Source organism: Pseudomonas sp. GW821-FHT01D09, from assembly GCF_059422465.1.
Genome location: NZ_JBWKWY010000032.1, coordinates 26,885 through 39,931 on the forward strand (window position 1 = coordinate 26,885; position 13,047 = coordinate 39,931).

Sequence of the window (13,047 nt, forward strand, 5' to 3'; positions counted from 1 at the left end):
AATGAAAAACCACAAGATAAGGATGTATTGCGTGGATGGCAAGCCGCCATGCATGCTAATCCTACAGCTTGGAAGGTGTTCGCGTACGGGAGCACCACTGCCTGAACCAGCGCAACGAACAGTGGGTCATCTATGCGTGCTGGCTGATGTACTACCTCGTCCGTCTGCCGCTCCTGCGTTCCTGGAAGACCCATATCGCACCGCAACTGGAACTGCTGGCGCTCTGAGCCTGCACGACTCCAGGATGGAGCAGAAACGAGAAATATCCGAGGTAGTCATGGGGTTAGAGGCATAGGGTTCCCTCTGCATCTAACGTGACCACCCTTCGCCCACAGTAATCCCTAGCTCGGAAAAATCTTGGAGCAGCCGCTTGCGACTAAGAATCGCTGGGATCCGGAAGACTTGTTTGTAAGCCTGGTACAAGCCAAACGGGATCAGCAGCAACCCGGCCCCAAACGTTGCAAACGAGATGACAATGCCCGCAGGGATCGACGCGACGCCGATCATCACCCCAGCCCAGAAGCCTGATCGAGATAACTGACGAATTTCATCCAGGTCGTATTCAATCGTTCCGTTGGCGGTCTCAAAAGCGACCAATACTACGGCAGACTTATGGATATTTTTCACAAACCATGTTCTGGGAACGTCAGAGGCAAATGCACCGCGCCTCTCTAAGTATTTAGGGATGATTAGATTTTTGTAGTAGAGAATCTTTCCTGACTCATCTAACACACGAATTTTTTTATAGAGTCGTGCGCAGTCCTGCGACGAGTGAAACTCAAAGTTCTTGACCGTAACAGTGACTTTTTTCAGCTCCGACATCTCAGGTTCCTTGTGCCCATTCCGTAGGACAATTATCAATCGACTCAATAACCACTAACTGGTGTTTCAAAGCACCAGAGGCCCCAGGATGCACGGCGCTTCTGTGGCTGCCCCCGCCACCGAGAGCGGCGAGATCCCAGTCATGATGGCGAATAGCCCAGTCGATTAAATATATAGATTTGTATGGTTTTGGGCAAACGCGGCATACCGTAGGTTTTTGGGCTCCCGCCATGCCGATCCAGGAAGGCTTTGCAGCAGCGCTGCGGCTGATACGCACCGTTAAAGGACTGAAACAGAAGGATTTGACTGGCGCTGTGACTGGATCACATGTCAGTCAGCTTGAGAGCGGTAAAACGACTCCGACACTGAAGGCCGCAAGCGATCTCGCTCAAGCGCTTGATCTGTCACCGTCAGCCTTGATTGCAGCTGCCATGGCTTGCGATTCCCAGGTGACGCCAAGGGCCGTACTGGAGCAAGCGATCAGCGAGCTGGAAAAAATCGGTTTGGCTGATGAAATTCCCCCGGTGTCGGCTGATGACCTGGGCAGTGCGCATCCCACGAGCGTAAAGGCAGCCGCTATCCGCGCCCAAGTCCAGGAGCTGAAAAGCCAAGGGCTTAAACAGGTTGACGTGGCCAAGCAACTGGAACTGCCCAGGAGCACGGTTCAGCGGCATTGGCATTGAGTCTTAATAGTTTTCTCAATGACCGAAGCTGTTCGGCAAGATCCGACTTTTCCCAACGCTAGCTACACTCAAAGCCAGACTGAAGGTCGAGTATCTTGGAGCAGCTATGCAGGGCAACGCCCTTCCCGCCACTACTTACGCAGCGTCCAGCCCGCGTCTTGCGGGCCGCTTCCCCGACTCCCAGCATGACGAACTCTGGGTCGCTGATATCAAGGCCTGTGAGCCTGGTGGATCATGTCGTGAATTCAAGAATGTGATGTTCGTCGAAACCGATGAAACGGTATGGCTCTACGGGATTGAACATGAAGACGGTCGTCCAAAGGAGCTCAAAGCTGAGCTAGCAGATTCCCAGGAACAATTCGTCAAATTTGTGCGAGAGCAAACTCAGCTGACACTGAGCAGAATGGGATTGCTTGCCGCTGCCTTCAACGGGTCGGAATATGCATGCCAAGTCCGTGTCACCGCAGCCTACATGATTCATCGGAAAAATCTGCGGTATCTCGCATTTGGCTACCTAAATGGCGACGGTGTCTATGTAAGAGAAAAACTGGAAGACCCTGAGGAGTGGCTCGACAACGCCCGGGCCATCCGACCATTCGACGAATTATCGGCCTCACAAATATGAATTATCTCGCCTGTAGCAGAAATTAGCGTTGAGGGCTGTCAATCACTTTTTTCATCACGCTCGACCTTTATGCCGTCTATCAAGTGCAGACCATGAAGACTCGTAAGTGTTGGCGATTGATACGACCCTATACCTATAGTATCGAAAAACATACTTAAGTCAGTAACAAACCCAGAGCCTATCTTAAACACAGATTCATTTGAAGGAAAAGCCTGATCAACGTTTTCATCGCGAATCCTGTCCAATATAAGCTCAGTTACAGCGGCTAGTGACTGAAGGGATTCATACATATGGACACCAGTAACAAATGTCGAATACCACTGCCACCCTGATTTCTTGGCTTGCAAGACTAAGCTGTAATCAGAATGAAATCCGCCTAAACACAAAAGCTTGCAGATCCTTGTGTAAATTATATCAATGTCGCTAAAATTCTTTATGCGCAATTCTTGAGGGGCTTTGAAATAATGTTGCGGCCCCCACTCCTTTCTATATAAGCACAAGTTATGAATCTTGCTCCACTCATCGTGCAGTTCGCGCAGGAAGTCGGGACATACCATGAAGCTGGAATCCGTCTTAGGACGCGAATATTTATATATCCTTCGATATAGATCCATGGGCTGCCCAATGAATATACAAGCCTCTATGTTAAACTCCTTCGTTGTAGCCTCACTGTTTTCATCGAGGGCATTTCCTGGCTCCACTAATTCATAAATGCGATCTATTTTCTTACCTTTAATCTTATCAAACTGATCTAAAATAAACTTGACATGGCCATAATATATGTCATTCCGGTTTTTTAGACCTGCATCATCAATCTGTTTTTCCGTCTGAATCGTGCGATGCACGTTATTCACGATAGCCCCGAGAGGTACGGATGACGCAAGTATAATCAGCGGAAACTTGCTGATTTCAAGGAACAAACCATAGCCTTGAGAGGAAAGATCCAGACTGTAACCCTGCCATGACCAGACCCCAAATAAAACGAACAAATAAACCGGATAAGAAGTTGCGATAATAAAAAGCGGCTGATTGAATAGCTGCCTGTCATCCAGCTTAAACCACTGAAAATAGTAAGATAGTACCGCAAGCATACACGTAGTGATTAACACCCCAATCAGAAAAAAATGCGGCGCATCCTGGCGAATTGCCAGAACTAACAACGAAGTCACTAGAATCGATAATACTACAAAGAACGCAAACTTATTTCTCTTCACAAATTCGCTCACGAATTAGTCACGCTAAAGTATAGCTTTGAATTTTGAGGGTCATGCAGGTCGAATCCAAATTGGGCTGCACATCATACTTTTTTAGCATTGGGAAGCCCCCCCATGACTGACTACTTGAATTCCTTGATCCAAGTTATTAATCAAGATAAGCGCTCCGTCGCTGCCTTGCGCTTGATCCCATCCGAACGAGATAGCGCACGGTGACCCACGACCTTCCAGAAAGGCTCCTCGACAACGATATGACGACTCGCTTTCTCCCACGCCGGCACCTTTTCATCCCAAGTGATGTACCAGTAGCAGAAGGTTACCGCCCGAGTGATCGCAACATAGGCCGTCCGCAGCGCCTCGTGCTGCTGAGCTCTATCGTAACCGCACGGATCACCTGGGCTGCCCATGCCAGCCTGGGCGTAAAAGTCATTCTTCGAGGGTGACGAATTCGTGACCTCGCAATCGCCGAGCAGAAAAACGGCATCCGCTTGAAGGCCTTTCGACGAGTGATAGGTCAACAGCTTGATCCTTTTCTTCTGCTTTTCGTCACGCGCTCGCTGAAGAACCTGCGAGAGGGCCTTCTCTGCTTCCTTTTCTGTGGCGCGCTTGCGGAAAAGCACCAGGATGGTATGGCCGGCCTCGTAATGATGCTCAACCATTTCAACAAGGTGCTTTTCGTCGAACTCACCTACCGCCACTGGGACTTGGTTGCCGATCACAGATTTGTTGACCGCGACACCGTGTTTGTTCTCAAAACCTGGCGTTTTCTTGACGATCGACTCAGCAGCGTCCACCACCATTTGATGCGAACGATGGTTTTCTTGCATGAACACTTCAGTGTGGGCGGGAGATTTGAATTCCTTGTCGAACTCCATCAGGAAACGCGGAGAGCTGCCTCGCCACCCATATATGCTTTGCCAGTCGTCGCCGACGGCCATCAGCGATGCATGTGCAGGCGCACCGAATGTATTGACGCTCAAACCACGCCGCTCAATCTCGCCGAACGTCGCCCTGACCCAACTGATGGTGTTTGCACCCACGTCTTGAAACTCGTCGATAAGTAGCGTCGACATGGGGCGCAGAACGCTGTCCGGCACTGCCCGGAAATTCTTGTAGCCTCGCTCGCTGAACATCGCGAACATGCTATTGAACGTCATGATGGGCGGACTCATTTCCAGCAGCCGCTGATTGAATGCAGCCCAATAAATCCCCAAGGCATGGAAGAATGGGACATCAGGATCATCGGGATACAAGCTCATTTTTTTGACCGCGCTGACCGCATCCAGGCCCAGGTTTTCAATAAAGGAAGCGGTGGAGTAGAACGCCTCCATGATGTGGGAAGAGCTAATTTCCCCTCGAACCTTGTAAAAAAATGCCGGACATGCGATTGCGCGACCACAGAGTGCGTCGACCGATTGTGACGCCTGCTCGTAGCTTTTCAGGGAGATAACTCGGCGGCTACAGAAAGCCTGGAAAATCGTCCGTTTGTCCCGAACATGCTTGCGCAAATACGACCCGTAGGGGATATCCAATTTGAGCTCGTCCGGCTCTGAATCATCCACCCCTAGGATCACATAGGTTTTGTACTCGGGGATGTACCCGTTGACCTGGAAGTCTTTGCCAAGTAACCGGATTTTCTTGTTCGTCGGCACAATGCCGTCGATGGGCCAATGCCCGGCAGCGCTCCAGAGGCCTTCAAGCGTCGAACACAAAGCTCCATCATTCTTCGCCATGGCCCAAGCCCAATCTTTGCGGTCTTGGACATCTGGATGTTCCTTGTCCAGCTCGTCCAGGAGCAGCGAGCGCTGATACAGCTGCCCGATCAACCCACGGAAGGTTGCATCTCCTTCGTAGAGATCTTGGTAGAGGGCCTTCATCAGGTCGAGCTGGATTTCGCCCAGCTTCATGTTCAGCGCTGACCCGTCCTTCTCCCTTTCGCTGAGATCCTTGTCCAAGAACTCGAACGCTTTTACCTCGCCCAAGCCCTCAATGCTCTTAGCGAATGAGAGGATGCGCGAATGGAACGTGCGGACGATTTCTAGCGACTTCTTCTCGCTAACCTCGTACCCCCACAGGTCAAACACTTCACGCACCTTCTTCGCGAAATCCAGCTTGGATTCCTTCGTGAATGTGACGACCGTGAGACTCGCCAAGTCAATCTTCAAATAGTGGTAGAGAACGATCAGCCTCAGCACCATCGTTGTCGATTTACCAGACCCTGCCCCCGCAACGACCGCAGTGGTTGGGGTCGTCGACAGAATCATCTTCCATTGGTCATCTGACGGAGGTTGGCCAGGCAGATAATGCGCAACGTCCCGGCGGATCTGGGCTTCCATCTCCGGCGTAATGGCAAATCTCCAATCCTTGAACAGGGCAGGTTCTTTCGTGGCCGGCGCACCGGGCTCTTCACCAAACCCTGGGCGCAACTCGACGATCAGCTTACCTTCTTCGAGGCCTACGCTATGGCCTTCAGCAAAGCCCTCTTTCAAGCCCTCTGTCTTGCCCTGCAGATGTCCCTCAGTTCTACCTTGTGCCTGTCCGAGCTGCAGCCCATGTTCTCGACCCGATTCGAATCCCTCCGCTACACCGATCTGATGTCCAGCTTTCCAGGCGGAGCGTTGTTCAAAACGCACGGCGTCCAAGAGGAAGTTGGTGATACCACTGACCAAACGGCCTTTCGCACGCATCGCATGGCTATCAGGTGGCGGGGTTTTACGCTCTGCCGAGGCGCGAGGCTGGAGCGACGGAGAATTGGAGTCGTTCTTTGGTGAATCCACTAGCTAAGGGCTCCCTGCATACTGGAGAGTGCCAGACATCAAGGCACGTCTTCATGGCGAAAAGCCTGAGGTTATCACTATATTGATGGCGAAAAGCCTCTAGTCCGCAGATATGCCGCGATTTAGCCTTCGTGAACTGCTCGGCACGCGATGTAATCAGCCGCTTCGACGGTCAGTGCCAGATGAGTGGCTGATGGCCCACGGCGGCGAAGAAAAAAGGTGTGTTGCCCGCAGTCGATCATCGTGCCGATCTGAACCCTTAGCAGATCCGTCCCCGAGATGTCCCTACTGCTGATTCCGGGATAAGCTGCAGATCACAGGGGGCACGAATATCAACGCAATCGCGAGGGATGCAGCTTGCAGGAATATGCAGCGAACAGCGTCGAAGAGTTAAACCGGCTCATTGAGGGTTTTGGTGAGAATGTTTTGTTTCGTGGCCAGACCTCCCATTACGGAGAGATTGGAGCCCCCTCCGTCGTCACGTCCTTCGATAGGAACCGATGCATACCGAGCGAAATGCTCAAATGGTGCCGCTATTCTCAAAGCGTGTTGGATGCATATATCGGCAGACACCGAACTGATTTTGCCTATCAGCAGGCACTCCTTCAGCATTACGGCTGGCGTTCGTCCTACGTGGATTGCACCTCAAATCCAGCCGTAGCCGCGTGGTTCGCGAGTCACAGATACACCGAAGCGTCCAGGCTGGAGCTTTGCGAGGACTGTGACGAGCAGGCAGTGATGGTCAAGAAACGGATGGCGACTTATGTGCCTGTGATCGGCACAGGCCATCTATATGTCCTGTGCAAGCAGGCCGCGAATCCGATAGGCCTAGTTGACCTGGCTACGTTGACCGTTGAAGGTTACAGACCGCGCACCGTGGCTCAGTCAGCCTGGCTTCTGGGCCCTCTGCAAAATCCAATACCGCAACATTGCTTTCTCGCCCAAATCACCGTTCCTAGCGACATTCTCCAGGAATACGCTGCCACGCGCGGCTTGACTGACACGAGTGCCCTCTTCCCCTCCCCCGCTGAAGATCCGGTCTTGAAATCATTGCTGGGCCTGCCTTGGGAGGAGATCAAGTCCGAGGCAGCACTGAAAGGTCTGCCTGCATTCAAGCGAGCACTGGAGCTCCCAGAATACCATCCGAGCTTTGTGAAAATCGCAGGTGCGCAAACCGCGTTCTATCGTGGTGCAAAAATTCTGGATAACCAGGATTCGATTGATGGTAACCCTCACGGTGGAATCGTCGTCGAGATCCCCGACATGGTGCTCTATGGGTCAGCCGACCCGAGCAAGCCCCTCCGCTTCCCTGCGATCGAGAAGCTAATTAACGAGAAAGGCACGGTAGCATTCGAAGCCGACACGTTGATCAAGCATCCAACCCTCGATCATCTGACGCTCTACCAGAAAGGTGTCGGCGTCATACCCCGTGGGCGTGACCTATTTGAGGTTTGTGAGTTGACGGTCAAACACCCTGGACTCCGACTGAACGGCGCCGGCTTCACCACGGGCTGGACATATCGAAGGCAAGCCAGCGGAGTTTGGACACGGGAATCACAGATCACCGATTGCTCATGCGACAATCCCATCGTCCACGCACAGCACATTAGCGCTTTGCACATCGCCGAAGAGTTCCTGAAGGATCCCAATGGCTTTGTGTAATTAGGCTCGTAGGCTCTTAAAGGTCTCTGGTTTCTTAGACGCCTCCGAAGCTTCATATTCAGGCTTAAATGGAGGTATCTAGGAGATCGGAGACGCTTAACGACTTCACTCCATTACAATCAAGCCCTTTGTGCCTGCCTTTGGCGTTGACGGAATCGCTTGATGAAATCTGCATCGACGAGCTCATCTACGTTCAAGTCCAACCCGCAGTTCACGAGTGACGCCAAGGCGCTGTCGGAGAGCGCAAAGTTGTTGGGTATAAAACCGCAAGCCCTCACTTTGTTGTCGTCAATGTGGGCTAGAAGCGCTTTTACGAAGTCGGAACGACCGGATTTGCGGCTTTCCGTCGCAACCGCAGTGACCTCATCATAAGCGGTAACCTCTGCCCTTGCGGCATCGTCACCGATGGCCTGAACGACCTCAGCCAATTTCGGCCAGTACTTCAAGTCGTACTGGTTCTGCAGCCGCTCCAGCTCATCTTTCACGTAGCTCTCGTACTGATAATTGTGCTCTGACGCTTCGTGCACGATATCCATGATGTGGTACTTCGTACCCGAGCTGAACCCCGAATGGTTATGAAGCTCATCGCGCCGGTCGAGCAATGCTGCCATCTGGTCAGCGAGCTCACTGATCCGAGTATTGATCCCAACCAGTTGATCACGCGCTTGCCTGGCGGCTCGGTTCTTTTCTGGATTCCACCCATCAGCGGCGTGAACGAAAGCGTCCCAGAATCCATACAAGGCCCTGGGAGTTTTGGCCAGTGCGGCATGAACGTCTTCGTATACATCTGCAAGCTCGATGCGCCGCTTGAGCATGCCAGCAATGATACCGCGCACATTCGGCCAGATATGCCTGGCTTCAAGATCCTCCATCATGGTGCGCAGAAGGCTTTCGCATTGGAGTACGGCTTCGGAAGGTGTGTGCACTCGGTGAGTCCTATTGGTTAACGTGTCCCAAGCCTACCGTTCCGCATCCGGGGTGGCGGTACCCATTTGAAACTCTTTTTGCCCCTAATGGGTACCCGCCAGTTGGACACCCTGTCCAATCAAGCTGGTTCCGTCATTGGGGCGACAGTTCAGGCGCACCGTCAAATTCACCATGGGCGGGCTTATGACACTCAGAAGTGTTTCACCGAAAGGGCGTCCGAGTGGCATCATGCCACTCTGCATGACTATCTGTAGGTGTTTAGATGCTGCAAAGGGAGTTTGTGATCAAATCGAGTAACCCTGCCGTCCTGAAGGTTTATCTACTTACGCCTGTTTTACTGCTAGCCGGGGGCCTGCTCTTGTACGTTCCCTGGAGCAGCCCAAATGCCCCAGCCTGGGTGCAGGCGGTGGGATCGATAGCTGCGATCATCGCGGCATGGTTAATCCCTTATCACCTCGAACGGGCGCGGCTAAAAAAACAGAAGGCCGACCTGCTAGCATCCGTTGGATGGTTAGCCCTACGAGTAAAAAACTCCTTTGATCACATGTCCAGTGTGGTCAGCAAATCCGATCCAGATGCGCTGCGGGGGTGGCTATTCGTGTCCGCTCAAGCTGAATGGTCGATTCATCGAGATGCCGCTCGTGAATTCCCACTTGCAGGCTTCACTCGCGACGAAATTTCTTGGCTCTTAGCCCTGCGCTCTGTAACCGAATTTGGGGTACTGTGCTCTGAAACCCTTAGGGCATGGGATTTCACTGCGGATCCACGCCTGGCAGAAAACTTTCCCCTAAACGACGGGATAATCTTCCATCGCCCCCAAATCAACTGGGTTTTTGAGCAACTCTCTAAATAAAATGACAGCTTGGAAAATCCCAAATGCTTCTGACTGTAAATACATGGGTACGATCCACATGCATTTCACGGAATATTTCTACCAATACTTGTCCATCTCGGAATGGCTGGCGAAGCGGAGATTGCGAGCGCCAAGGCGGCCTGACAATGACCGTACATCTATGATGTCGATACTGGATTTCAATGGACATGGGATGATGCGTGATTATGGACTACACTAAAAATATATCGCCCATCAAACACTAAACACCTACCACCAATGTTAAGTTATAGTAAAAATCTGCCATAACTGGACACCATATCGAAGCGCCTATGCAAACCTTTGAATTCCTAATTCCTCAACGACCAGTGTCCCACCAAACAAAAAACAGGCCCAATCTCCAGGCATGGAAGGCTTTTGTACGAGGGGAAGCGGCCAAGCATTGGAGATGCGAGGAACCACCAGTATCTTCACCCTCCCTTCGATTTACCATTGTCTATCTAAGCGACGACTCCCCAGCCGATATAGACAATATCATTAAGCCCATTCAAGATGCCCTCGTCGGGCTTGTTTTTGAAGATGACTTCTTGGTGTCCGATGTCGACAGCCATCGCCGCTCTCTTCAAGAGCCTATTGACGTGACAAGCCTGCCCCCACTTCTTCAAAGCGGAGTAATCGCGGGCAGTGAATGTGTTTATGTTAGGGTTAGTGACGCACAGGATCTTCGGAGCTATCTATGAATATTTCAAACCAAATTTTACACGAAAAAAAGATAGAGTCACTGATCAATGACTACTCGCAACAAGGTTTTTTAGTAGTGAAAGAACCAACTGCGGAGGCAATCCCTTTTGACCTAGGCGGCTACAGACCTGATCTGCTAGTTACAAAGGGCGACCTAAATTTAATTATCGAAGTCAAAACAAGGGCGTCGCGCATCTCGATTGACAAGTTCCAATCCATTGCTCAAGAAATCTCAAAGCATGACGGCTGGAGGTTTTTGCTTGTAACGCTTGAGGACGTTGATACCTCAAAAGCTCCTACTGCGGAGTATGATTTACCCACTTGGGCAGAGCTTCAGAGCAAGCTGTCACAAGTAGACACGCTAATCAGAGAAGGACTCATTGAACCCGCCACCTTATACATCTGGAGCATATTTGAAGCTGCCCTTCGGAAACGAGCTATTGACCAGAGAATTCCAGTAGAAAGACTTCCGCCCTCATCTCTCCTAAAACATATGTATTCGCAAGGAGAAATATCAGTAAATGACTTGGACCTCCTGCTCGATTTCATGTTCAAGCGGAACCGTATAGCGCACGGCGCCAATGAAAAAATAGATCAACATCAGTTCTCCGCAATACTGCAAACCGTGAGTCGAATATTTGCAGAATGGCGCAGCCTACATTGCGACTAAAAGTCAGTCATATGTGCGCAACGTAGCAAAGCTATCGAAAGCTGCAGGTGGTAATTTAATCTCTCGCTACCAAAATCTACGCTAACGCGCACGTAACAAGGGCCACGCCTACAGAAGGATGCAGGCCCTCTTTGAATTCAATGCCCATTCTGAACCAGTTTTCCTTTGAGTTATCGCTGTTTACCGCGAGAATAGCCAACTATCATCCACCCCACTTCGCCAGCGCCAAACTTCTCGCTAATTTTAGCGCGTTCGAACTTTCGAAATCCCGACTCTTCAGTTTTAATCGATAAACTACTCTATCAATGAGGTCGCCGATAGGTCTATGCATTCTAAAAGATAAACTAAATTTTAGTTTTTATTTCCGGGCCACTACCGACCCAAAACTAAGCTTTAGCGTAGTTTGTAGGATAATCATTCCCGCTCCGACCACCCACTAGGCCTCCCGACCATGAGAACGCTGCAGGTGACATGCTGACTTGCTCTATGCCCCGCTTGGCGGTGGTAGCATCAACTCAACAACATCGGAGTCAACGCCAGCGCATGCCTCGAACTCAGCGAAACCTCACCAGCCTGAGAGAAATTTTCAGCCAGCTCCTCGGCAATCAAAAAAATCACTACACGGACACACAGATCCCTGAATTGCTCTTCCGGCTTGGTCTGGATGATTGCACGGAATACGACTCCAAGAAGCGGCATCTTGAGAAAGCCTTAGAAATTGCTGCTGATACTCAAATGGTGGCTGCCGCTCAGAGAGCTCTAGAGCTACTTAGCTTCGAGATTCATGAGCGAGACCAGCTTCAAGAGCTTGTGTGGGATGATGGGACAGCACCATTGATCCCTGGCCGCTACCGTCGAGAGCTGGCGGAAAAGCTCAACACCATTGATCTATACATTGACAGGGCAGCGTTTGAACAGGTGCTCAGCGAGTACTGGAGAATTGACACAATCTCCTTCCTGGACTTACTCCGACCCACTCCAACACTCCGCCAGGAAATTATCCGTCACTACATCGAACATTCCGATTGGAATGCGGTGACGCTCTTCGACAAGCTCGGTGCATTTCAATCCTCGCATGCGCGGTTTGGCCGATTCGTTGAAGATCTGGCTTCGTCGCGGGTATTGCCAAGCGAACCTGCTCAGCGGAAATTCATCGAGATCGTCAACGACACGCTGAAAGCATGTGGAGTCCATCTTGTCGTGGGGGTAGGAGAAGATGCGTTTCTGACAGCCACCCTGGCCTACTTAGGATCGAGCAAGCAGTCCTCCCCCAAAAACCTCATATTCGCCTCAACCACGAAGCCTGATCTGCGACTGGGGAACGCCTTGGACAACGACATTGAGGTCGTGACCGGGATTGAAGAAGTGTTGGTCTACGACCGTCCTATCGGGAGCTCCGGGCTCCTGTGGCGCGACCTGCAGGCTTGGTATGCCCAGACCTATGGCATAGATGAAGACCAGGCCAAAAATCGCCTGTATCAACGCCTGAAGGGTTGCCTACCAAAGTCTTCGCCCCCTCAAGCACTCGCCTTCACCAGCTTCTTCAAAGCCTTTACGACAGCAATCCCCGAACTTCCCGTTTTGCTGCCTGAGGTCTGGTTTCATTGGGATCCCCAGACGGTGTCACGACGCGGCAAGGAGGCCTTGCTGAGGTCACGCATGGACTTCCTTCTTCTGCTTCCGGGCGGGGTTCGGGTTGTCATCGAGATTGATGGCAAACACCACTACTCCGACACAGACGGGCGGTCAAACCCTAGGCTGTACGCTGAGATGATGGAAGCTGATAGGGCTCTGAGGCTGGTGGGGTATGAGGTCTACCGGTTTGGTGTACAGGAGCTTCAGCAGCCCAATGCCGAGGAGGTGCTCATTGGATTCTATCGTTCATTGTTTGCGCGATACTCGCTGATCACGACGCCTTGATTCTGGGCTTGCCACACCCCAGCCTGGAGAGGGTGTTAACCAGAAAAATGACCTGTAAACCATCTAGGCTAGCAAGTCATTTTTCTTGGCTTACAGGTCGATTTCATCAGACCTCGATTTGCGTCCAATAGGGATCTCCAGAGATCACCGAATTTGCATCCTGCCCCGCTCCTC

General features: G+C 51.5%; 12 protein-coding genes. 8 read left to right on the forward strand and 4 right to left on the reverse strand.

Features of this window, described 5'->3' with window-relative positions:
• The first annotated feature begins 68 nt into the window (after nt 1–68).
• Nucleotides 69–227: a hypothetical protein gene (locus AC07W7_RS22295; RefSeq protein WP_495040142.1), complete on the forward strand. Its 159-nt coding sequence runs from the start codon at nt 69–71 to the stop codon at nt 225–227.
• An 82-nt stretch (nt 228–309) separates the two neighbouring features.
• Here AC07W7_RS22295 and AC07W7_RS22300 read toward each other — a convergent pair whose 3' ends face one another.
• On the reverse strand, nt 310–822 hold the full coding sequence (locus AC07W7_RS22300; protein ID WP_495040143.1) for a hypothetical protein: 513 nt from the start codon (nt 820–822) through the stop codon (nt 310–312).
• Between the two features lie 230 nt (nt 823–1,052).
• On the opposite strand from AC07W7_RS22300, the gene AC07W7_RS22305 reads away from it, so the two are divergent.
• Nucleotides 1,053–1,505 (forward strand): helix-turn-helix domain-containing protein, encoded by a 453-nt coding sequence (locus AC07W7_RS22305; protein ID WP_495040144.1) that lies wholly within the window; start codon nt 1,053–1,055, stop codon nt 1,503–1,505.
• 106 nt (nt 1,506–1,611) lie between these two features.
• A complete protein-coding gene (locus AC07W7_RS22310; RefSeq protein ID WP_495040145.1) occupies nt 1,612–2,130 on the forward strand; it encodes a hypothetical protein in 519 nt (172 codons plus the stop codon).
• A gap of 38 nt (nt 2,131–2,168) precedes the next feature.
• Here AC07W7_RS22310 and AC07W7_RS22315 read toward each other — a convergent pair whose 3' ends face one another.
• Nucleotides 2,169–3,356, reverse strand: a complete 1,188-nt coding sequence (locus AC07W7_RS22315; protein ID WP_495040146.1) for a hypothetical protein — start codon at nt 3,354–3,356, stop codon at nt 2,169–2,171.
• A gap of 140 nt (nt 3,357–3,496) precedes the next feature.
• The gene (locus AC07W7_RS22320; RefSeq protein WP_495040147.1) at nt 3,497–6,121 is read right to left on the reverse strand and encodes a UvrD-helicase domain-containing protein; all 2,625 of its coding nucleotides are present in this window, start codon (nt 6,119–6,121) and stop codon (nt 3,497–3,499) included.
• Nucleotides 6,122–6,478: 357 nt separating this feature from the next.
• On the opposite strand from AC07W7_RS22320, the gene AC07W7_RS22325 reads away from it, so the two are divergent.
• The gene (locus AC07W7_RS22325; protein WP_495040148.1) at nt 6,479–7,783 is read left to right on the forward strand and encodes an FRG domain-containing protein; all 1,305 of its coding nucleotides are present in this window, start codon (nt 6,479–6,481) and stop codon (nt 7,781–7,783) included.
• Between the two features lie 119 nt (nt 7,784–7,902).
• Here the strand turns inward: AC07W7_RS22325 and AC07W7_RS22330 are convergent, their stop codons facing one another.
• Nucleotides 7,903–8,709: a hypothetical protein gene (locus AC07W7_RS22330; protein WP_495040149.1), complete on the reverse strand. Its 807-nt coding sequence runs from the start codon at nt 8,707–8,709 to the stop codon at nt 7,903–7,905.
• A gap of 263 nt (nt 8,710–8,972) precedes the next feature.
• On the opposite strand from AC07W7_RS22330, the gene AC07W7_RS22335 reads away from it, so the two are divergent.
• The 4 genes from AC07W7_RS22335 to AC07W7_RS22350 all read left to right on the forward strand — a co-directional run bounded on the left by AC07W7_RS22335 (nt 8,973) and on the right by AC07W7_RS22350 (nt 12,873).
• Nucleotides 8,973–9,563 carry a hypothetical protein gene (locus tag AC07W7_RS22335; protein WP_495040150.1) on the forward strand — a complete coding sequence of 197 codons (591 nt, stop codon included), beginning with the start codon at nt 8,973–8,975 and terminating at the stop codon, nt 9,561–9,563.
• Nucleotides 9,564–9,874: 311 nt separating this feature from the next.
• Nucleotides 9,875–10,282: a RusA family crossover junction endodeoxyribonuclease gene (locus AC07W7_RS22340; RefSeq protein ID WP_495040151.1), complete on the forward strand. Its 408-nt coding sequence runs from the start codon at nt 9,875–9,877 to the stop codon at nt 10,280–10,282.
• Nucleotides 10,279–10,953 carry a hypothetical protein gene (locus AC07W7_RS22345; protein WP_495040152.1) on the forward strand — a complete coding sequence of 225 codons (675 nt, stop codon included), beginning with the start codon at nt 10,279–10,281 and terminating at the stop codon, nt 10,951–10,953. The genes AC07W7_RS22340 and AC07W7_RS22345 overlap by 4 nt, the downstream gene beginning before the upstream one ends.
• Nucleotides 10,954–11,496: 543 nt before the next feature.
• Nucleotides 11,497–12,873 (forward strand): AbiJ-related protein, encoded by a 1,377-nt coding sequence (locus AC07W7_RS22350; RefSeq protein ID WP_495040153.1) that lies wholly within the window; start codon nt 11,497–11,499, stop codon nt 12,871–12,873.
• The last annotated feature ends 174 nt before the right edge of the window (nt 12,874–13,047 follow it).